The sequence below is a fragment of the Lascolabacillus sp. genome (genome assembly GCF_028696275.1).
Classification (GTDB): Bacteria; Bacteroidota; Bacteroidia; order Bacteroidales; family Dysgonomonadaceae; genus Proteiniphilum; species Proteiniphilum massiliensis.
This window is the reverse complement of sequence record NZ_JAQVHI010000036.1, coordinates 1-22,801: the sequence shown is the minus strand read 5'-3', so window position 1 is coordinate 22,801 and position 22,801 is coordinate 1. Positions and strand designations below refer to the sequence as shown.

Below are 22,801 nucleotides of genomic sequence, written 5' to 3'. Positions count from 1 at the left end.
CGTACCGTTACAGAATGTATCAAATTATGAAACGGCACTTGATAAAATGAAAATTCTCCTTGAGGCAGGAGCAGTAGCAGAAATTGATCAGGTAAACTGGAGAAACGACTTTCCCGAAAAAATGCCCGTGACTGTTCGTGTGGCACATAACAATGAGTATATGTATCTTTACTATACTGTTATAGGTGAAGAGATCAGAGCGGTTAACACAGAAGATTTTGGTTCTGTCTGGGAGGATAGTTGCGTTGAATTTTTTATGCAGAGAGAAGGTGAAACCAGCTACAGAAACTTTGAATGTAATGTGCTTGGTGTGTTGTTATCACGCGTTCATGAATCGAGAGAAAAAGGTGTATCCCAAACTGAATTGATGAACACTATTTACAGACACAGCACTATCAACCATAGATATGAAAATGGAAAGCAGTTGAGTGACTGGACAATGTATCTCGAAATTCCAAAGGTTGCATTAGGATTTAAAGATAACGAAACACTTTCGGGTCAAAAGATTAGAGCCAACTTTTATAAGTGTGGTGATAAAACACCAAAACCCCACTTCCTGAGCTGGAACCCAATTGATTTGCCAAAGCCAAATTTTCATACTCCTGAATTTTTTGGAGAACTGGAATTCGAGTGATTGCATAAATCGCTTTTTGAATTTAGTAAAATATATATCAGACAAACTTACTAGAGAGATAATACAAAATTCCCTTACAGAAAAAACCTAAAACAAGAAGAATGAATGAGATGAACAAACTGAAAGAAATAGTCTTTCAATTTATCGAACAAGAAGAGAATGTAAAAATTGAACCACTTGGAAAAGGCCATATAAACGATTCATACAAGGTTGTAAATGGTAATGAGGAGTATGTTCTGCAACGCATAAATCATTATGTATTTAAGAATGTAGATCAGCTACAGGATAATATTAGCAGGGTAACCAATCATATTCGCAAAAAACTTCAGGAGAAGGGTCTAAAAGATGTTGAGCGTAGAGTTCTGACATTGGTTCCCACACATGATGGTGCGCTATACTATAAAGACAGTGAAGGTAACTACTGGCGTATAACAAAGTTTATAAAAGATTGTAAAAGCTACGAGGAGATAAATAGTGATTTGGCCTACCGTGCCGGAATGGCGTTTGGTGATTTTCAGAAATTGTTGTCTGATCTTCCGGGAGAACCTCTTTTTGAAACTATCCCAAACTTTCATAACATGGAGGCTCGATTGGTAACATTCAGGGAGTCTGTTAAAGCAAATAAAGCCGGAAGATTGGCTGAAGTGGCAGATCTTGTGAAAGAGATTGAAGATCGTGCAGAGGAAATGTGTAAAGCAGAAAAGTTGCACCGTGAAGGAAAACTGCTTAAGCGTATCAATCACTGCGACACTAAAGTAAATAATATATTGTTTGATGAAAATGATAAAGTACTTTGTGTCGTAGACCTAGATACTGTTATGCCTGGTTATGTATTATCGGATTTCGGAGATTTTATTCGCACAGGTGCCAATACTGGTGCAGAAGATGATAAGAATCTTGACAATATATCTGTTAATCTGGATATTTTTGAAGCATATGCTAAAGGTTATCTAACACATGCAGCTTCATTTCTGACCGATGTAGAAATTGAGAATCTGGCTTTTGGAGCTAAGTTACTCACTTATATGCAAACAGTTCGTTTTTTTACAGATTATATTGACGGAGATCTGTATTATAAAATTGCATATCCAGAACATAATCTTGTTAGAACCAGAGCTCAGTTTAAACTACTGCAAAGTCTAGAAGAGAATTTTGATACAATGCAGGATATAGTAAAGAGAGCGGCAGGAAAATAACAGTTTCAGTTGTCTCAGGCATATAAAAAATAAAAACATTTAAAACAAACAGTGTAAAGAAAATTTTATTATCTTTGCACCGCTTTATTTTGAGGAGAAAACGTGGCAAAATTTAGTTTGTACAATATTTCCCTTAAAAACCTTTCCTTAGGTAATCATAGCTATGACTATGAGCTGGATAATAAGTTTTTCGAAGCTATTGATGGCGAAGAATTTAGGAAGGGTAATGTTAAGGTAAAGGTGAATGTGAAAAGAACTTCATCCACCTTTGAATTTAGTTTTGATATAAAAGGTGTCGTTAAAGTACCTTGTACAAGGTGTCTTGACGACATGAATCTTGACATTGATACAAATAACAGACTTGTAGTAAAGTTTGGAAAAGAGTATTCAGAGGAAAGTGATGAGATAGTCATTATCCCTGAGGATGAAGGTGAGATTAATATTGCCTGGTTCCTGTATGAATTTATTGCTCTGAACATTCCTATAAAGCATGTACATCCACCGGGTGAATGTAACAGGGTTGTATCAACAAAATATAGAAAACATCGTGCTGTGAGCAGCGATGATGATTCTGAAGCAGATGATTTAGACCTGGACGATGATGATCCCGATACAGACGAAGATGTGGACTTTCAGTCCGGTGATCCTCGCTGGGACCCTCTCAGGAATTTAAATTTAGATGATAACTAAGTATAGAATAATTGAAAATTTGACATAAAATGGCACATCCAAAACGAAGACAGTCTTCATCAAGACAAGGAAAAAGAAGATCACATGATCATGCAAAAACTCCAACAATGGCACTTTGCTCAAATTGTGGAGCATGGCATGTTTATCACACAGTTTGTGGTGAGTGTGGTTATTACAGAGGTAAACTGGCAATAGAGAAAGATGTGATAGCATAATTGCAATCTCTGGAATCTTATTAAAACAAAGGACCCTGAAATGACCCGATCGTTTTTCAGGGTTTTTTTTCATTAATAATTTACTGAAAATGATTAAACAATTAAATGCAGTAATCACAGGTATTTCTGCAAGCGTGCCTGAATATATACTCACGAATGAAGAACTTTCCACTATGGTAGATACTACTGATGAGTGGATAATGACCCGGGTTGGCATTAAAGAGAGACGAATATTAAAAGGAGAGGAGCAGGGTATTTCTGTTTTAGGTACTGAGGCTGTAGAAGATTTACTTAATAAAACAGGCGCAAAACCTGAGGAAATTGATGCTGTAATCTTTGCAACCTCCACTCCCGATCATATATTCCCATCTGCTGCATCTATTGTTGCAGAAAACTGTGGAATAAAAAATGCTTTTTGTTTCGATATGGAGGTAGCCTGCTCAGGTTTTATTTATGGTCTTGAAATTTGCAATGGTCTGATTAAGACAGGTAAATACAAGAAAATAATACTTTTGGCAGGAGATAAGATGTCTTCTATTACAAATTACAAAGATCGCACTACCTGCCCACTTTTCGGTGATGCAGCAGGAGCAGTTTTAATTGAACCTACTGAAGATGATCTTGGAATTATAGATGCCGAGCTGCACTCAGATGGAGTAGGTTATAAACCATTGCAACTAAAAGCTGGTGGGAGTAAATTTCCTGCGACAGCAGATACTGTAAAGAATTCAGAACACACTGTATATCAAGACGGTAAGGTTGTATTTAAATATGCAGTTTCAAAAATGGCTGAAGTTTCAGAATCTATTATGAAACGTAATAATCTTGAAGCTGAGGATATAGATTGGCTTGTGCCACATCAGGCTAATATGCGTATAATTGATGCAGCAATACAGCGAACAGGTTTGTCACCTGAAAAAGTAATGATAAATATCGAGAAGTATGGTAATACCAGTGCTGGTACAATACCCCTCTGTTTGTGGGAGTGGGAATCTAAACTTCGAAAAGGTGACAATATAATTCTTACTGCGTTTGGTGCCGGATTCTCTTGGGGAAGTGTTTATCTGAAATGGGGATATGATGGGGCATAAGTCGGGTTTCGTAAATATAGTTGGTAATCCCAATGTTGGAAAATCAACTTTAATGAATAAGTTGGTTGGAGAGAAAATTTCCATTATCACCAATAAGTCTCAGACCACACGTCATAGGATTATTGGGATAGTGAATAAACCCGAATATCAGATTGTATACTCAGATACTCCAGGTGTACTGCAGCCCAATTATAAATTGCAGGAGCAGATGCTCAACTTCTCGCTTTCAGCATTACAGGATGCAGATGTTTTGCTCTATGTTACTGATGTTGTGGAGAAAGTTGATAAGAATGATAATTTCTTGAAAAAAGTTCAGCAACTTGATCTACCGGTATTATTGTTAATAAATAAAATCGACAAGACAAATCAGGAAGAGTTGGAGAAGTTTGTTGACACTTGGCATGAATTATTACCCAAAGCTGAGATTTATCCTATCTCAGCTTTGAATAATTTCAGTATAGATATCATTCAGAAAAGGATATTGGAGCTTTTGCCTGAATCTCCTCCCTATTTTGAGAAAGATGCTCTTACAGATAAACCTGCTCGTTTTTTTGTAACCGAGATTATACGAGAGAAAGCTCTTTTGATATATCAGAAAGAGATTCCATATTCAATGGAAGTAGCTGTAGAGGAGTTTAAAGAGGAGAAAGACATAATCAGAATCAGAGCTGTAATACTAATGGAGAGAGACACTCAAAAAGGTATTATAATAGGACATAAAGGAGAAGCTATCAAAAAATTAGGAACACTTGCACGCAAGGATATTGAACTGTTTTTTGAGAAGAAAATATATCTTCAATTATATGTGAAAGTCGAGAAAGACTGGCGAGACAGGGATAATTTGTTAAAACAGTTTGGTTATAAACTTGATTGATTTAATCCTGTGTAAAGTTATTGATTCATTATCAAACAAAACAAAATTATGAAAAATTTAGTAGCAATTGTTGGTCGTCCCAATGTAGGTAAATCCACACTATTTAACCGATTGACACAGAGTCGTCAGGCAATTGTAACAGAGATCGAAGGAACTACACGAGACCGTCAGTATGGGAATGTTAGCTGGAATGGAAAAGAGTTTTCTTTAGTTGACACAGGTGGATGGGTTGTAAACTCCGAAGATGTTATGGAGGATGAAATCAATAAACAGGTACTCATTGCAATACAGGAAGCAGATGTGATTCTTTTTGTTGTGGATGTAATGAACGGTTTAACTGATCTGGATACAGGTGTGGCTCAGATTCTCAGAAAATCAGGTAAGCCGGTTGTTATAGTAGCTAATAAATCTGATAATTTTGAAATTGGTTTTCAAGCAGCTGAGTTCTACTCGTTAGGATTGGGCGATCCTTTTAGTGTATCAAGTATAAATGGTTCAGGAACAGGTGATTTACTTGATCATATAGTGACCCTGTTTACAAAAGAGAGTGAGGAGGAAATACTTGAGGATATACCCAGGATTGCTATTGTTGGCAGACCAAATGCAGGAAAATCTTCGATAGTAAATTCACTTTTAGGTGAAGAAAGAAGTATCGTTACTGATATTGCAGGAACTACGCGTGACTCAATTTATCACAGATATAACAAGTTTGGGATGGACTTCTACCTGATTGATACAGCCGGTATCAGAAAGAAAGGTAAAGTAAGTGAAGATTTGGAGTATTTTTCTGTAATACGTTCAATCAGAGTTATTGAAAATTCTGATGTTTGTATTCTGATGATTGATGCCACCAGAGGTATTGAGAGTCAGGACATGAATATTTTTACTTTAATACAAAAAAATAGAAATGGTCTGGTTGTTTTTGTCAATAAATGGGATTTGGTTGAAGACAAGGATAACATAACAGTGAAAGTATTTGAGAATGCGATCCGTCAAAAACTTGCCCCATTTACAGATTTCCCGATAGTATTTGGATCAGCCATAACAAAACAGAGAATTTTGAAGGTTATGGATCTCGCAAAAGAGGTCTACAATAATAAGAAGCGTAGAATACCAACCCATAAATTAAATGAGGTAATGCTTCCAATAATTGAGAATACTCCTCCTCCTTCGAATAAGGGCAAATTTGTTAAAGTTAAATATATTACACAACTTCATAATACAACTGTTCCCTCATTTGTATTTTTCTGTAATCTCCCTCAGTGGGTAAAAGAACCGTATCGCAGGTTCATAGAAAACAGGATGAGAGAGAACTGGAATTTCAGCGGTACCCCGATTAATATATTCTTTAGAGAAAAATAAATTGCATAAACCGATGAATTAACAAAAATAATGCGTTAATTTGTATTACTTTCGATATCAGATATTTTGTAAAAACTGCTATCGTATCATAAAAAAAAGTAATTTGAAATGCATATTCCGGCATATTTGCCGAGTAAAACTTAGGAACAGGGATGAATACTACAAACAATCTAGAGAACGAAAAACTACCGGTTAACGAAGTAGAATCTGATAACAACCTACAGTCTGAACAAACAGAGCAGGAAACTTCTTCAGTTGAATCTCAATCGGTTAATGAAGCTGAGAGTGAAAAAGAGATCGATTATGATCTGGATGATGCCCATATTGAGGATGAATCTGAATCAGAAGAAGATGAAATTGACGAAGATACTGTATCTGAAGATTCAAGTGCTGTTTTACTCTCTATAGAAGAGATAATACAACATTTGAGGGATCTGCTTGAAAAAGGAAATCTAAAGCGTAAACATGTTGAAGAGTATAAGAATCAGTTTTATCGTTCACTAAGAAATGAGATTGAAACACAAAAACAGGCCTTCTTTGCAGAGGGAGGTGAAGAGATTGATTTTGTAGCAACGGAACCTGAAATTTACAATGAGGGAAAAGAGCTTCTTCAAAAAATTAAAGAGAAGCGTGCAGAGCTTGTTGCAAAAGAGGATGCTCAGAAAGAGAAGAATGTTGAAAGAAAACTTTCTATAATAAATCAAATTAAATTACTGACCGAAACTCAGGGGCATGAAGATTTTAACAAGACCTATCAGGAGTTTAAATCACTGCAGCAGGAGTGGAACGAAATAAAACTTATTCCACAATCCAAGGTTAATGAATTGTGGAAATCTTACCAACGATATGTAGAAAAGTTCTATGACCTGGTCAGAATAAACAATGAGTTCAGGGAATATGATTTCAAGAAGAATCTTGAGTTAAAAACAGATCTCTGTGAAGCGGCTGAGCGACTTGATGAAGAACCAGATGTGATTTCTGCTTTTCATCAGCTGCAGAATCTGCATCAGGAGTGGAGAGAGACCGGTCCGGTTTCCAGAAAAGACAGAGAGGAAATTTGGAACAGGTTTAAGGCTGCATCAACAAAAATCAATAAAAAATATCAGGCTCATTTTGAGGAACTGAGAAGTAAAGAAGATGAGAATTTAGAGCTAAAAACTGCAATTTGTGAGAAGTTAGAAGCTATTGATTATTCAAAAATAAAAACCATTAAAGATTGGAACAGGAGCGTAAAAGAAGTGCTGGAACTTCAGTCCGAGTGGCGTAAGATTGGCTATGTTCCAAGAAAATGGAATACAAAAATTTACAAACGTTACCGTGCGGCCTGCGATTTGTTCTTTAAAAATAAAAATGATTATTATAAGTCTCTAAGAGGAGAGATGGAGGATAATTTAAAGAAGAAGTTAGAGCTGTGTGAACGTGCCGAAGCTTTGAAGGAGAGCACCGACTGGAAAAAAACAACTCAGGAAATGATAGATATTCAAAAAGAGTGGAAATCCATCGGTATTATACCTCGTAAATATGTAGATAGTGTCTGGAAACGTTTTATCACGGCCTGCGATTACTTCTTTGAACAAAAGAAGCTTAATACTTCCTCACGATACGATGAAGAGGCAAGAAATCTTGAGGCTAAAAGGGCAATAGTACAAACAATAAAGAATCTTGATAAATCACTCGATACTGATAAAGCATTATCAGCACTTCGTGAACTGATGGATCAGTGGTACTCAATAGGGCACGTTCCATATAAACTTAAGGATATCACTTATCGCGAATTTTATGACGCCACAGAAGAGCAGTTTGATAGATTGAATATTGATAAAACAGACCGTAAGCTGGAAAGTTTTAAAACAAATATTTCTGATCTAGCCAGATCAGGTAATGCAAAGAATCAGCTTTATCATGAACGTGAGAAACTGATGCGTCAGTATGACCGTATGAAAAATGAACTACAGACCTATGAAAATAATATAGGATTTTTATCAGTTTCTTCTAAAAAAGGTAATCATTTGTTAGATGATATGAATTCTAAAGTTGAAAAAATTAAGTCTGAGCTTCAATTGATAATCAGAAAAATAGAAGCTGTGGATAAAGAGTTGTGATACAGGCGATTACACTAATTGATATAGCGAACGGGATATCCCGTTCGCTTTTTTTTTGAATAATATTTACTATTTTATGAGACAATATTTAGAGTGTATATATAGCAATTTGGATAGTTTTGTACAATTACAGGAGAAAACCACTCTTTTAATTTGAAATAATTATGTAATAATATCTGAAAAATGAAAAAATTGTTTTTATCATCATTTATATTTCTAATGTCCATATCAATTATTTCTCAAGAATCATTTAAAAATGTTCCTCTTGCTGATCCTTTTATATTATTATATGAAGGTACATATTATGCATACGGTACAGGATCACCTGATGGGATAGAAGTTATCACCTCAAATGATCTTATAAATTGGAATAGGGTTGATAATGGTCGAAATGGATTAGCCCTGCATAAGAATGATAGTTATGGAGAAAAATGGTTCTGGGCCCCTGAAGTTTACTTTGTAAATGGTAAGTTTTATATGTACTATTCTGCGGAGGAACATATGTGTGTGGCTACTTCAGACTCACCATTAGGTCCTTTTGTTCAGGATATAAAACAGCCAATGTTGCCTGGTGAGAAAACTATAGATAACACTCTTTTTATTGATGAAGATGGCACTCCTTACCTTTTTTTTGATAGGTTTAATGATGGTTTGAATATTTGGGTTGCAGAACTAGAAGATGATCTTAAAACAATAAAAAAGGAGACACTTCATCCCTGTATCCATGTTTCACAAGAGTGGGAAGAGGTATGGCCAAGGGTAAATGAGGGTGCATTTGTAATTAAACAAAATGGAACTTATTATATGACCTATTCAGCCAACAGCTATGAAAGTCAATATTATGGAATTGGTTGTGCAACTGCTACTGATATTATGGGTGAGTGGACAAAATATTCCCATAATCCACTATTACAGATACCAGGTAATCTTTATGGAGTAGGGCACAGTTCAATGTTTAAGGATAATGATGGGAATTGGAGAATCGTATTTCATGCACATCAGAGTGAAAATGAAATACATCCCAGGAATATGTTTATAAGCAAAGTTTATTTTAAAAAGATAGGAGGTGAAGATATACTACAAATAGATCCCAATTTTATCACACCAGTGATAGTTAACGATTGATTTAATATTTTGATTTTGATGATATTATAATCTTAATTTATAAAGCTCCGATTTTAATGTTTATGACTTTGAATATTTAAAAAGAAAATTTAATAACCTAAACAAATGAAATGAAAATGGAAAGATGTTTAAAATTATGCAAGGGAATATTTCTCGCGTTAGCGTGGATAATAGCCCAAAGCTTGTCTGCTCAGACTATTACAGTGAGCGGTAATGTTAGCGATGTATCCGGTGAACCACTAATTGGTGTTACCATACAGGTAGCAAATTCCTCTGTGGGAACAGTTACCAATTTCAATGGTAACTATACTCTAAGCGGTGTTTCACCTAATGCTGTTTTAGAAGTCTCATATGTCGGTATGACTACTCAGCGTATTAATGTTAATGGTCGTACTAATATCGACATAGTAATGTCAGAAGATACAGAAATACTTAGTGAGGTAGTTGTAACCGGTTTCGGTTTATCTCAGAGAAAAGAGTCTTTGACTTCAGCTATCTCTGTAATTGGAGCAGAAGACATAAGCAGGTCTCAGGCTTCAACTTCTTCAGGAGCGTTAGTTGGTAAGATTCCGGGTATCAACTCTCGTCAGGTGGATGGACGTCCTGGTGCATCAACTAATATCCAGATCAGAAATATGGGTGCACCATTATATGTAATTGATGGTATACAATCTGATGAGGGTCAATTTAATAATATTGACTTTAACGATATTGAGACAATAACTGTTTTGAAAGATGCCTCTGCATCAATTTATGGTGTAAGGGCAGCAAATGGTGTTGTTGTTGTTACTACAAAAAAAGGTTCAAGAAATTCCAAAAATACAGTAACACTTAATACTTATTATGGATGGCAAAGCCTATATGCTTTCCCAAAACCTGCAACAGCTGAGACTTATATAACTAACTATATTCAGTCGCAGACAGTTCAGGGAGCCACTAACTACACTTATACAAAAGAAGACTACGAAAAATGGAAAAAAGGAACTGAAAAGGGTTATGTTCCATTTGACTGGTATGATTTTATTTGGGAAGTATCTCCTCAGACTTATGTAAATGCTAACGTATCTGGAGGTTCTGAAAATATAAATTACTATCTGAGTGTTGGTAATTTGAAGCAGGATGCAATGATTGTTAACTATGGTGGGTTCCAGAGAACAAACGTTCAGATGAATGTTACTGCCAATATTACTGACCGTTTCAAAGTTGGTGGTGGTATGAATGGACGTATCGAGACCAGGAAGAACCCTGGTGTACCTGAAGTAGACGACTACTGGATGCCTCGTTTCGGTACTTTCAGAAACTTGCCTACAAGAAGACCATTTGCTAATGACAATCCTCTCTATCCAACTTTAACTTCAACAAACCCTGCCACAAACTTTGGCTGGCTTACATATGACTTGTCAGGTACTTTCCAAAATACATGGAGAGTTGGTCAGTTGAACTTTGATGCTGAATATGAGCTGTTTGATGGATTAAAAGCCAAAGGATTATTTAGTTATTATTTAGCTAATCAAAGGCTTGATAATCATGAATATACTTATAAGCTTTATGGATATGATGAAGATACAGATACTTATCCTGTAATTTTCGAAAATAATAACCCATGGCGTGAGAGAACTCAAGGTTATGTAGAAGAGGTTACAACTAATATACAGCTAAACTATGATAAAAGATTCGGAGATCACAACGTGTCAGCTGTATTAGGTGCAGAAACTATAAAAAGAGATACTCCTTCTACATGGGTACACTCTATTCCTACATCAAACGCATTGAATCTTATAGACTATGAAACCATGGATACATACGATGATACAGGAAATAATACACAGGCACGACTTGGTTATATCGGAAGATTTAACTACGACTATGCAGGAAAATATCTAGTTGAATTTTCCGGTAGATACGATGGTTCATGGAAATTCCCACCAAACCACAGATGGGGATTCTTCCCTTCAGCATCAGTTGGATGGAGAATTTCAGAAGAATCTTTCTGGAGAGAAAGTAAATTGACAAATGTATTTTACGACTTAAAACTCAGAGCATCATATGGTTTACTAGGAGATGATAATGTAAGTGGATATAATGCTTTCGATTATATGTCAGGTTACTCATATAAAAATGGAGGATCTGTTATTGATGGAATGTATACATTAGGAACTGTACCTCGTGGTCTGCCTGTAACTACATTGTCATGGATAAAAGCTAAAATACTTGATATTGGTATGGATGCAAGTTTCTTTGATGGTAAACTTACAGGTTCATTCGACTTTTTCAGACGTATGAGAACTGGACTACCTGCATCAAAATATGACATCTTGTTACCTTCTGAAGTTGGATTCAGCTTGCCAAGAGAGAATTTGAACTCTGATATGCATATGGGTTATGATTTAATGGCTAAATGGACTGCAAAAGCAGGTGATTTGACCTATTCAATTGGTGGAAATGCTACCTACTCAAGATTTTATGATTGGGAACAGTACAAGCCACGATTCAGTAACTCATGGAACGTTTACAGAAATTCAATAGAAAAACGTTATGGATATCTAAACTGGGGCCTTCAGGCAGATGGTCAGTTCCAGAGCTGGGAAGAGATTGCAACTTGGCCAATTGACAACGACCGTCAGGGTAACAGAACTCTTCGTCCTGGTGATATAAAGTATGTGGATGTTAATGGTGACGGTGTTATTAACTGGTTGGATGAACGTCCAATTGGTTATCGTCAGGATTCAACACCTATTTTCAACTACGGTATGAATTTCTACTTTAAGTGGAAAGGTTTTGATCTTGCATTCGACCTTACAGGAGGTGCTCTTTCTACATGGTACCAGGAGTGGGAACAGAGAAATCCTTTCCATGATGGAGGTAATAATCCTCAGTACTACATGGAAGATACATGGAGACTATCTGATATATGGGATGCTAACAGTGAACTAATACCAGGAAAATATCCAATGTTGCTGATTGGTAACAGTAATCACAGTAATTACTGGAACAGTACATTCTGGAAGAAGAATGTTAAGTATATAAAGTTAAGAAACTTAGAGTTTGGTTATAATTTCCCAAAATCTATTGTTGAAAAAGCTTCACTTTCTGATTTAAGATTATATCTCGCTGGTCAGAACCTAGTTGGATTAACCAATTTAATTGGAGTCGATCCTGAAATACAGGAGACAAATGGGTTAGCTTATCCTACAACCAGGATCGTGAATATTGGTTTAACTGTAAAATTCTAAAAAGTTATGAAATTAAAAAATATATTTATAGCATTTGCTTTAGTGCTTTTTGCACTCACAAGTTGCTCCGAATTTTTGGAGAGAGAACCGGATACAATATTATCTGACGATCAGGTTTTCGGTGACGAAGTTATGATCAAATCAGTTCTTTCTAACTTCTATGGCAGAATTACATGGGGGCAGCATATAGATGACTCCTATTCTTATACAATTTTGGATGAGGCATCAAGATCAGAAAGTGGTCCTGACACCAGACAAGGATTTGAAGATAACAGATGGAGGGTATATGATTATACATTAATGAGAAACCTCAATCAGTTTTTAAAAGGTGTACGTGAAACTGATGTATTAGATGCTGATACGCAAAAAATGTTAGAAGGGGAAGCTAGATTTATAAGAGCTTGGTTATATTTTAATATGGCTCGAGGAATGGGTGGTATGCCTATTATAGGAGATGAAGTATTTGAATATAGCCCGGGTATGGACATTACCACATTGCAATATCCGAGATCTACTGAAGCTGAAATTTACAACTATATAATTTCAGAATGTGAAGCTATCAAGAATTTTCTTCCTGAAAATCCAAGTATCAATGCAGCCAGAGCTACCAAATGGGCAGCATTAATGCTTAAGGCAAGAGCAGCTGTTTATGCAGGATCAATTGCAAATTACAATAACAAAATGCCAAACCCGATTAAAACTCCGGGTGGTGAAGTTGGAATTGATGCTAACCTTGCACAAGGATACTATCAAACAGCACTTTCAGCAGCAGAAGAGGTAATAAACAGCGGTAAATACGAATTACAACTTAATAAACCGGATGACAGAGGAAGAAATTTTTATGAAGCTTTATCTGTAAAAGAAAATAATAAAGAGGTAATTTGGGCACGTGATTATAAATATCCTGGACAGACTAATGGGTTCACACAAATAAATATTCCTGCTTCACATGCTGAAGATATCGACCGTGCTTATGCAGGTCCAATACTAAATCTAGTTGAAGATTTTGAATACATTAATGATAGAGATGGTGAAATTAAAATCAGAGACAATGAAGGTAACTATATCTTTTATGATAGAGCAGAGGATGCATTTGCAAATAAAGATCCAAGATTATGGGGAACTGTAATTTATCCGGGAGCTATCTTTAAAGGTTCACCTGTTGTACTTCAGGCTGGTCAGAAATATTTTGAAAACGGTGAGTGGCATGTAAGAACCAGTACACCTGGTAGTACTGATGAAAATGATATCTTGATAACATCAATAAATGGTCCTAATCAATCAAATGACCAGTACGTAAACAAATCAGGATTTTTCTTCCGCAAATTCTTAGATGAAACTCCAAGTGCTTCAACACGTGGTAGAAGAAGTGAAATGTGGTTCCCAAGATTCAGATTTGCAGAAGCTGTAATGATTGCATCAGAAGCAGCCTTTGAATTAGGACAGGCTGATAAAGCTCTAACATATTTGAATATGGTTAGAGAAAGAGCAGGAATTCAACCACTTACTTCAATGACATTTGATGATATTGTACAGGAAAGAAGAGTTGAGTTTGCATTTGAAGATCACAGGTATTGGGATTTAAAACGTTGGAGAATTGCAGATAAAGTATGGAATGGTATTCAGGATGATCCTAATGCTCAGCAGTGGGGATTGTTTCCATATCTTGTGAATGATCCAGGCAATCCTAATCATGGAAAATGGGTATTTGATAAAATTAAAATTCATATGTCACCATTTCCAAGAGACTTTCAAATGAGAAATTATTATAATTTCATTGATCAGGGATGGATAAATAATAATCCAAAGTTGGTTAAGAATCCTTATCAATAAATAATGTCTAATTTCGAAAAAATAAACAATTATGATACAATATAAATACTTTGTTATAATATTACTGTCAGTAATGATGTTTACTGCCTGTGGTTTGGACAATTATGATGCTCCCCAATCTGAGCTGCATGGAAAAATCACATATAACGGACAGACTTTAGGTTTACGAGGAACCGGTGAAGCTGTTCAATTGCAACTTTATCAGGATGGTTATGAATTAAGAGATAACATACCTGTATATGTAGGACAGGATGGAACTTTTAGTGCTAAATTATTTGATGGAGAATATAAACTGGTTACCAGAAATCAGAACGGACCATGGGTAAATTCTCGTGATACAACAGTGATTAAATTAAATGGAACAACTACAGTTGATGTTCAGGTAACACCTTACTTTACGATATCAGGTGCTAATATTTCACTTAATGGTTCACAGCTGAATGCTTCATTTACTGTAAATCAGGTTGTACAAACAGCAAATATCGAATATGTAATGTTGCTTGTTAGTAAAACCAATTTCGTTGATGATGTTTCTTATATTGGTCGTGAGGATTTCAGAAATGTTGAAGCAGGTGCATTAAATTTATCAATGGATCTGTCCAGCAATCAGCAGGTTGCAAGTGCTAAGGCTCTTTTTGGAAGAGTTGGAGTAAGAACCGTTGGTGCTGATCAGGCAATATATTCAGATGTAGTAAGATTGAAATAATAAGTAATCAATCAATAACAGATAAAATGTATGGAGGAGGGGCTATTTTTAGCTCCCTCCATACTTTATTTAATACAAACTTTAATAAGAATTAGAAAATAATCAAATCAAGTATAATGAAAAAGAATGGTTTACTCCTAACTTTAATATCGTTTATTGCATTACTATCCTGTGGCAAAACTGCCAATAAAAGTATAGTTATTGCAACAGACCTGACTACAGAACTTCGTGCCCCATCTTATCCATTGGTAACAGTTGATCCATACTTTAATGCATGGTCGAATGTTAACAATCTTTACGATGATCAGGTACGGCATTGGACTGAAAAAGAGTTTCCACTATTAGGTGCTCTAAGAGTTGACGGAACGATATACAGATTTATGGGAGTTGAAAAATTACCTTTGAAAACAATTCTGCCTACATCACATGAAGAAAAGTGGGAAGGTAAGTATACATTTCAACAACCAATTGGAGAAGGGTGGAAATCATTAGATTATGACGACAGTTCATGGGCAATCGGACAAGCTGCCTTTGGAACTCAAAATGAACCTAATTTATCAACACTTTGGCAAACAAAAGATATCTGGGTACGCAGAACTTTTAATATTGATGAAGATTTAAAGGACAGAGATGTTTTTTTACATTACTCTCACGATGATATTTTTGAATTATACATTAACGATATACAGGTTGTAAGTACCGATTATTCATGGAAATATGATGTTCAAATTGAACTTAGTGAGGAAGTTAAAGCAACTCTGAAAAAGGGAGAGAATATAATTACCGCACACTGTCATAACAGAACCGGTGGTGCTTATGTAGATTTTGGCCTTTATGAACTTGAACCTAATAAATCAACATTATCAAATACAGCAATACAAAAGTCGGTAAGTGTACTGCCAACACAAACAATTTATAAATTTGATTGCGGTGAAATAGAATTGGATCTTATTTTTACATCACCACTTCTACTGGATGATCTTGAATTAGTATCTCGTCCTGTAAGTTATATTTCTTATCAGTTAAGATCTAAAAACAATCAGACTCATGATGTTCAGATATACTTTGAATCAACTCCTCAATGGGCTGTTCACAATATCAGTCAGGCTGTAACTTACGAGGAGATTGCAAATGACAGACTTAAGTTTTTAAAAACAGGTACTGTTGAACAACCTATCTTAGAGAAAAAAGGTGATGATATAAGAATTGACTGGGGGTATTTTTATTTGGCAGGTCATAATGATAAGTCAACAAACATGAAATTTGGTGACTACTGGAATGTTAAGCAAGAGTTTAACAGTACGGGAGCCGTTTCTGAAACTAAAACAGAAAGCTTGTCAGAAAAAATGAATAGTGAAAATATGACTGTACTGGCATATAGTAAAGACTTGGGAAAAGTTTCAGATGAAATGACAACAGGTTATATATTGCTTGGATATGATGATATTTACTCGATCAGATATTTTGATGAAGATTTAAAAGCTTATTGGACTAAAGATGGTACGGTTGATATATTTACTGCTTTTGAAGATGCAGTTAATGACTATTCAACAATAATGAATCGCTGTGATGAGTTTAATCGCGAGTTATTATCAGAAGCAACGAGGGTAGGGGGAACCAAATATGCAGAACTTATATCTTTGGTATACAGGCAATCAATAGCAGCTCATAAATTAGTAAAAGATAAAGAGGGGAATCTTCTTTTCTTCTCAAAGGAAAACAATAGTAACGGCTCTATAGGAACTGTAGATATTACTTATCCATCATCCCCGTTGTATTTAATTTATAATCCAGATCTGGTAAAGGGTATGCTTAACCCAATATTCTATTATAGCGAAAGTGGAAGATGGACTAAACCATTTGCTGCACATGATGTGGGAACATATCCAATTGCAACCGGACAAACTTATGGTGAAGATATGCCAATAGAAGAGTCGGGCAATGTATTGATATTAACAGCAGCAATTGCTGAAATAGAGGGAAATGCTGATTATGCTGCTCAACACTGGGAAACATTGACTATTTGGACTGAATATCTTAAAGAATATGGTTTAGATCCGGAAAATCAACTTTGTACAGATGATTTTGCAGGTCATTTAGCGCACAATACAAACCTTTCGATTAAGGCAATAATGGGAATAGCATCTTATGGAAAACTTGCAGGGATGTTAGGAAAGACAGAAGTTGCAGAAGAATATATGCAAATTGCAAAAGAGATGGCTACTCAATGGGAAACCATGGCTGATGATGGTGATCACTATAGGTTAACGTTTGACAGACCAGGGACCTGGAGCCAAAAGTATAATATTGTTTGGGATAAATTATTAGGATTTAATATTTTTGAACCAAAGATTATTGAAAAAGAGATAGCTTTGTACAAAACACTGCAGAACGAATATGGTCTGCCATTAGACAATAGAGCGACATACACCAAAACTGACTGGATTATGTGGACTGCTACACTTTCCGGAAACAGTGATGATTTTGATGCATTAATAGATCCGGTATATAAGTATGCCAATGAGACAAAATCACGTGTGCCAATTAGTGACTGGCATGATACAAAAACTGCTGAGAGGATGAATTTTAAAGCACGATCAGTAGTAGGTGGCTACTATATGAAATTATTAGAGGATAAGCTAAACAGATAACTTTTTACTAAAAAAAGGAGTAAAAATGAGTAATAGAAAAGAGATAAACAGGCAATCACGGCGAAAAGCAATATTTACTTTAGGTGCTATTGCCGGAACATCTACTTTAGGTGTAGTTGGTAATAATTTATATTCTAAAAATGAAGACCAAATATTGAATAAAGAGAACTTGCCTCTCTTTTCTATTAGAGATATGAAATCGGGGCAACTTACAACTTTTAACAACAAAACCAAACAAAAAGCATTTCCCATACAGCCTGGTGAAAAAAAAATATTAGTACAACATGATTCACCTGGTATAATCACACGGATTTGGATGACCACTTCCGGGTGGTTTTGGGAAAACTGGGATGTAAGGGAAGAAAAGTGGCCTGATACAACTATCCTGAAAAAACTTATACTGAGAATTTATTGGGATGATAATAAATTCCCTTCAGTTGAAGCACCTATTGGAGACTTTTTTGGAGTAGGTCACTGTGAATACAAGCATTTTGTTTCTAAATATTTAGGAATGTCAAGTGGTGGGTTTTACTGCTATTTTCCAATGCCTTTTAATAAAGTAAAGATTGAGGTAGAGAATCTGCATGTTAAATCTATCCCACATGTTTTTCTAAATGCCAACTATACATCATACGATGTATTACCTTCTGATGCAGGTCGTTTTCACTGTATGTATAACTCCGGCACTAATGCAGGATCTGAACCACAGTATATAATGAAAACAAAAGGCAAAGGTCATTTTGTTGGGTGTTGTTTATCAATGCAGAGCTGGCTCCCAAACTATCTGGGATATCTTGAAGCACCTGAATATATTTTTATCGATGATGATTTTGAAGAAAAAAATCCTTCAATTGTAGGTACAGGGTTAGAGGACTATTTTAATGGTGGGTGGTATTTCAGAGATGGTGAATTTAATGCACCTCTTCATGGAGTACCTTTGAAAGATCCATTACGATCAATGATTTCAATGTATCGTTTTCATGAAAGTGATGCTATCTGCTTTGATAAATGTTTTACTATGTTGTTTCAATCACCACGTCCACCTGAACATACGAGAGAGTTTAAGTTTTCTTCTACTGCGTATTGGTATCAGCAAAGTGCATCAGAATTATTATATAAATTACCATCTAAAGATAAACTGGTTGATCTCTACCGAATTAGAGATACAGATCATCAGTCAATCCCTTAAAAAATTACAAGAATGAAAAAAGCAACATTACTATTTACCATCTTAACACTGTTGTTTTCACTATGCATTACTGCACAGAACAATGTGAAAGTTACAATTGTGGACAGGCCTGATAAAAATATACAGAATAACAATTATATCACTAATAAGGCCCCACTGCAGCCATTGAGTTTCATTAAGCTACCTGTTGGTGATGTAAAACCGGAAGGTTGGACATTAAAACTGCTTGAACTACAAAAAGATGGTTTAAACGGACATCTTGGTGAAATTAGTGCATGGCTTGATAAGGAAAACAATGCATGGCTTGGAACAGGTACAGATTATGGTTGGGAAGAGGTACCATACTGGTTAAAGGGGTATGGAAACATGGCTTATATTCTCAACGACAAAGATATGATTGCAGAAACAAAAACTTGGTTGGAGGCAGTTTTTAGCAGTCAGCGAGAAGATGGTTATTTTGGTCCATACATTGAAAAAAATGGTAAACCGGATTTATGGGGTAATATGATTATGACCTGGTGTCTGCAATCGTATTATGAGTTTTCCGGAGACGAAAGAGTAATTGATCTATTAACTAATTACTTTAAATGGCAGCTTAATCTTCCGGAAGATATGTTTCTTAAAGATTATTGGGAAAATAGTCGTGGAGGTGATAATCTACTCAGTATTTACTGGTTATATAACATAACAGGTGATGATTTTTTAATTGAGCTGGCAGAGAAGACTCACAAAAACACTGCAAACTGGCGACAGAGATCCACTTTACCAAATTGGCACAATGTGAATATAGCACAAAGTTTCAGGGAACCAGCCAGTTATTATATGTTGTCAGCAGATTCGGCAGATTTAATATCTACCTATAATGTACACCATTTGATACGTAATACATTTGGACAGGTTCCCGGGGGAATGTTTGGTGCAGATGAAAATGCCCGAATGGGGTATATTGACCCACGACAGGGAACAGAAACCTGCGGCTTTGTAGAGCAGATGGCATCGGATGAAATACTATTGAGGTTAACAGGTGATCCTTTTTGGGCAGAACATTGTGAAAATGTAGCATTTAATTCTTATCCTGCATCAATGATGCCTGATCTGAAATCATTACGTTATATAACATCTCCAAATCATACTATTAGTGACTCCAGAAATCATCATCCAGGTATAGATAATAGAGGACCATTCCTGGCAATGAATCCATTTAGCAGCAGATGTTGTCAGCATAATCATGGACAAGGCTGGCCATATTATATCGAACATCTTGTATTAGCATCGCCTGATAATGGCATTGCTATTGCAATGTACGGTCCTTGTACAGCAAATGTAACTGTTGCTGATGGAAGAGAGGTGAAGATTGTTGAAGAGACAAATTATCCTTTTGAGGAATCAGTTAAATTTACAATTCAAACTAATGGAAAAGTTACTTTCCCTCTTTATCTTAGAATACCTACATGGACAGAAAACCCCTCAATCTCTGTGAATGGTGTTAAACTACAGATATTAATGGAGAATGGGAAATATGCACGAATTGAAAAGGAGTGGCAAAATGGTGACGAGGTTGTTTTTGATTTTCCGATGAAATTATCTCAATCGGTATGGCAGGTAAACCAGGATAGCAGAAGCATAAATTATGGGCCATTAACATTTTCGTTGAAAATAAAAGAAAACTATGAGAAAGTAAGCAGTATTGAGACAGCAATTGGTGATTCAAAATGGCAAAAAGATGCTGATCAGGAAAAATGGCCGAGTTACGAGATATATCCTGGAAGTGACTGGAACTATGCATTGGAAATAGATGAATCGTTACCCCTTGAGAAAAACTTCAAGGTAGTAAAAACAACATGGCCTGCTGATAATTATCCGTTCACTACAGAGAGTGCGCCTATTCAGATCATTGCAAAAGGGAAAAGAGTTAAAGGTTGGGAAATAGATCAGTATGGACTTACAGCTGAATTACCAATTAAGGAGGAGATTAAATTTGAAAAAGAGTCTGAAGCTATTACACTAATTCCTATGGGTGCAGCAAGGTTAAGAATATCTGCATTTCCGGTTTACTTAAAAAACGTCGAATAATGTGTAGACATATTTGATGTAAATAATTAAATAACAACAACCCAAATAATAAATTAGAGTATGAAAAAAGTTCTTTATATATCAACACTTATACTTCTGATAATTAGTTTTTATTCCTGCAATCAAGCTAAGAATCCGAGTGTTGAAGAAACAATTGCTAGAGAAGTATGGACCGCACAGGAAGCCAATGATTGGTATGTACAACATCAATGGTTGAGGGGTTCAAACTTTATTCCCAGTTCTGCAATTAATCAATTGGAGATGTGGCAGGAGGATACGTTTGATGCTGAGACAATAGACAGAGAGTTAGGCTTTGCAGGAAGTATAGGGTTTAATTCTATGCGTGTTTACCTGCATCATTTGGCTTGGCAGATTGATCCGGATGGATTTAAAAACAGAATTAATGATTATCTTGAAATTGCAGATAATCATGGAATATCTACAATGTTTGTTATTTTTGATGACTGTTGGAATCCAACATACGAAGCTGGGATGCAACCTGAGCCCAAACCAGGTATTCATAATTCAGGGTGGTTAAGAGATCCGGGTGATTCAATTTATATCAATCCGAATATGATTACAAATCTTGAATCATATGTAAAAGATATACTGACCACTTTTGGTGATGATAAGAGAATTGTTTTGTGGGACTTATATAATGAACCGGGTAACTCAGGATATGGTAATAAAAGTATGCCATTATTGGAAAAAGTTTTTACTTGGGGTAGGGAAGTTAATCCTTCACAGCCTTTATCCTCTGGTGTATGGAGTTGGAATTTAAAAGAAATATCTGAATTTCAATTAGCTAATTCAGATGTAATAACATATCATAATTATGGGAGTGCTGAAAATCATCAGAGTATGATTGATACATTAAGAACATTAACGGAAAAACCATTGATATGTACAGAGTATATGGCTCGTACAAGAAACAGCACATTTCAAAATACGATGCCTATATTAAAATCTGAGAATATCGGAGCATATAACTGGGGTTTGGTAGCAGGCAAAACAAATACGATATATGCATGGGATACTCCAATAACAGACGGATCAGAGCCATCTGTATGGTTTCATGATATATTCCGCAAAGATGGTACACCTTATAGCAAGGAAGAGGTTGAACTAATCAGGAGTTTAACAGGCAAAAGCAATTAATATTTAATATATACTATTTCGTTTTTTAATGACTAAGTTGATACAGCTGTTTTTTATAGTCCTGTTTTTTGCAACATCAAGCAGTAGTCTGGCATCAGGAGCTAATGCCGGCTACTCCTTCAAACATTACAATACAGATAACGGGTTGTCGCAAAATACCGTACGAACTATTATGCAAGACAACATGGGGTTTATGTGGTTTGGGACAAAAGATGGACTAAATAGGTTTGATGGTACTACTTTTAAATTATTTAAATTTTCTCCTGACGGAGAGCTTAGTGACAATGTTTTTCACAGAATAATTCAGGACAAAAACAATAATATCTGGGTATCAACTGAAAATGGGGTATATATTTATGATGTTGTTAAAGAGGTCTTTCATGTCTTTGATAAAAAAACAGCGGATAATTTAACTGTAAATGGCGTTGTTACTGATATGGTTATTGATGATAGTGGAGATATCTGGATGTCGGTTGAAAGCAAGGGTATTTTCTACTATAATATTGAAAAAGATTATCTTAAATTTTACTCAATTCCAATTGTAGAAGATGGATTGAAGATGGTTAGCCTATACCCTTCCAAGGACAAGGGTGTATGGGTATTCAGATATTCATCAATTATTTTGCATATAGATAAAATTAATGAGGATATTTCTGAATTCAATCTTGA

Annotated in this window: 17 protein-coding genes; all 17 read left to right on the top strand. The window is 35.6% G+C overall.

What is annotated here, in order from left to right; translation table 11 throughout:
- Window positions 1–634 (top strand): carbohydrate-binding family 9-like protein (locus PHO43_RS08390; protein WP_288011900.1); only part of this gene is annotated, 634 nt, incomplete at its 5' end.
- Between the two features lie 110 nt (window positions 635–744).
- Window positions 745–1,830, top strand: a complete 1,086-nt coding sequence (locus tag PHO43_RS08385; RefSeq protein WP_045090924.1) for a phosphotransferase enzyme family protein — start codon at window positions 745–747, stop codon at window positions 1,828–1,830.
- A 102-nt stretch (window positions 1,831–1,932) separates the two neighbouring features.
- Window positions 1,933–2,520 carry a YceD family protein gene (locus tag PHO43_RS08380; RefSeq protein ID WP_045089868.1) on the top strand — a complete coding sequence of 196 codons (588 nt, stop codon included), beginning with the start codon at window positions 1,933–1,935 and terminating at the stop codon, window positions 2,518–2,520.
- 29 nt (window positions 2,521–2,549) lie between these two features.
- A complete protein-coding gene (gene rpmF / locus PHO43_RS08375; protein WP_045089867.1) occupies window positions 2,550–2,735 on the top strand; it encodes a 50S ribosomal protein L32 in 186 nt (61 codons plus the stop codon).
- 92 nt (window positions 2,736–2,827) lie between these two features.
- Entirely contained in the window at window positions 2,828–3,826 is a 999-nt protein-coding gene (locus PHO43_RS08370; RefSeq protein WP_045090923.1) for a beta-ketoacyl-ACP synthase III, read from the top strand.
- Window positions 3,813–4,700: a GTPase Era gene (gene era, locus PHO43_RS08365; protein WP_045089866.1), complete on the top strand. Its 888-nt coding sequence runs from the start codon at window positions 3,813–3,815 to the stop codon at window positions 4,698–4,700. The genes PHO43_RS08370 and era overlap by 14 nt, the downstream gene beginning before the upstream one ends.
- A gap of 48 nt (window positions 4,701–4,748) precedes the next feature.
- Window positions 4,749–6,062, top strand: a complete 1,314-nt coding sequence (gene der / locus PHO43_RS08360) for a ribosome biogenesis GTPase Der (RefSeq protein WP_045089865.1) — start codon at window positions 4,749–4,751, stop codon at window positions 6,060–6,062.
- Window positions 6,063–6,214: 152 nt separating this feature from the next.
- Window positions 6,215–8,164, top strand: a complete 1,950-nt coding sequence (locus PHO43_RS08355; protein WP_288011897.1) for a DUF349 domain-containing protein — start codon at window positions 6,215–6,217, stop codon at window positions 8,162–8,164.
- A 219-nt stretch (window positions 8,165–8,383) separates the two neighbouring features.
- Window positions 8,384–9,289: a glycoside hydrolase family 43 protein gene (locus PHO43_RS08350; protein ID WP_288011902.1), complete on the top strand. Its 906-nt coding sequence runs from the start codon at window positions 8,384–8,386 to the stop codon at window positions 9,287–9,289.
- Window positions 9,290–9,405: 116 nt separating this feature from the next.
- Window positions 9,406–12,522 carry a SusC/RagA family TonB-linked outer membrane protein gene (locus PHO43_RS08345; protein WP_052673278.1) on the top strand — a complete coding sequence of 1,039 codons (3,117 nt, stop codon included), beginning with the start codon at window positions 9,406–9,408 and terminating at the stop codon, window positions 12,520–12,522.
- 6 nt (window positions 12,523–12,528) lie between these two features.
- Window positions 12,529–14,355 carry a RagB/SusD family nutrient uptake outer membrane protein gene (locus PHO43_RS08340; protein ID WP_045089862.1) on the top strand — a complete coding sequence of 609 codons (1,827 nt, stop codon included), beginning with the start codon at window positions 12,529–12,531 and terminating at the stop codon, window positions 14,353–14,355.
- Between the two features lie 31 nt (window positions 14,356–14,386).
- Window positions 14,387–15,061, top strand: a complete 675-nt coding sequence (locus PHO43_RS08335) for a DUF3823 domain-containing protein (RefSeq protein WP_045089861.1) — start codon at window positions 14,387–14,389, stop codon at window positions 15,059–15,061.
- A 116-nt stretch (window positions 15,062–15,177) separates the two neighbouring features.
- Complete coding sequence (locus PHO43_RS08330) at window positions 15,178–17,712, top strand: glutaminase family protein (RefSeq protein ID WP_288011892.1); 2,535 nt, start codon at window positions 15,178–15,180, stop codon at window positions 17,710–17,712.
- Window positions 17,713–17,737: 25 nt separating this feature from the next.
- A complete protein-coding gene (locus PHO43_RS08325) occupies window positions 17,738–18,901 on the top strand; it encodes a glycoside hydrolase family 172 protein (protein WP_288011890.1) in 1,164 nt (387 codons plus the stop codon).
- A gap of 12 nt (window positions 18,902–18,913) precedes the next feature.
- Window positions 18,914–20,974, top strand: coding sequence for a beta-L-arabinofuranosidase domain-containing protein (locus PHO43_RS08320; RefSeq protein ID WP_288011888.1), 2,061 nt, complete (start codon window positions 18,914–18,916; stop codon window positions 20,972–20,974).
- Window positions 20,975–21,034: 60 nt separating this feature from the next.
- Window positions 21,035–22,132 (top strand): glycoside hydrolase family 2 TIM barrel-domain containing protein, encoded by a 1,098-nt coding sequence (locus tag PHO43_RS08315; protein ID WP_288011885.1) that lies wholly within the window; start codon window positions 21,035–21,037, stop codon window positions 22,130–22,132.
- A 28-nt stretch (window positions 22,133–22,160) separates the two neighbouring features.
- On the top strand, window positions 22,161–22,801 hold a 641-nt coding region (locus PHO43_RS08310), incomplete at its 3' end, for a ligand-binding sensor domain-containing protein (protein WP_288011883.1).

Excerpts from the sequence above, each read along its gene's own strand:
- PHO43_RS08320 (WP_288011888.1), top strand. The coding sequence starts at position 18,914 with ATGAAAAAAGCAACATTACTATTTACCATCTTAACACTGTTGTTTTCA.
- rpmF (WP_045089867.1), top strand. The coding sequence starts at position 2,550 with ATGGCACATCCAAAACGAAGACAGTCTTCATCAAGACAAGGAAAAAGA.
- PHO43_RS08330 (WP_288011892.1), top strand. The coding sequence starts at position 15,178 with ATGAAAAAGAATGGTTTACTCCTAACTTTAATATCGTTTATTGCATTA.
- era (WP_045089866.1), top strand. The coding sequence starts at position 3,813 with ATGATGGGGCATAAGTCGGGTTTCGTAAATATAGTTGGTAATCCCAAT.
- PHO43_RS08315 (WP_288011885.1), top strand. The coding sequence starts at position 21,035 with ATGAAAAAAGTTCTTTATATATCAACACTTATACTTCTGATAATTAGT.
- PHO43_RS08325 (WP_288011890.1), top strand. The coding sequence starts at position 17,738 with ATGAGTAATAGAAAAGAGATAAACAGGCAATCACGGCGAAAAGCAATA.
- PHO43_RS08350 (WP_288011902.1), top strand. The coding sequence starts at position 8,384 with ATGTCCATATCAATTATTTCTCAAGAATCATTTAAAAATGTTCCTCTT.
- PHO43_RS08340 (WP_045089862.1), top strand. The coding sequence starts at position 12,529 with ATGAAATTAAAAAATATATTTATAGCATTTGCTTTAGTGCTTTTTGCA.
- der (WP_045089865.1), top strand. The coding sequence starts at position 4,749 with ATGAAAAATTTAGTAGCAATTGTTGGTCGTCCCAATGTAGGTAAATCC.
- PHO43_RS08385 (WP_045090924.1), top strand. The coding sequence starts at position 745 with ATGAACAAACTGAAAGAAATAGTCTTTCAATTTATCGAACAAGAAGAG.
- PHO43_RS08355 (WP_288011897.1), top strand. The coding sequence starts at position 6,215 with ATGAATACTACAAACAATCTAGAGAACGAAAAACTACCGGTTAACGAA.
- PHO43_RS08345 (WP_052673278.1), top strand. The coding sequence starts at position 9,406 with ATGGAAAGATGTTTAAAATTATGCAAGGGAATATTTCTCGCGTTAGCG.
- PHO43_RS08335 (WP_045089861.1), top strand. The coding sequence starts at position 14,387 with ATGATACAATATAAATACTTTGTTATAATATTACTGTCAGTAATGATG.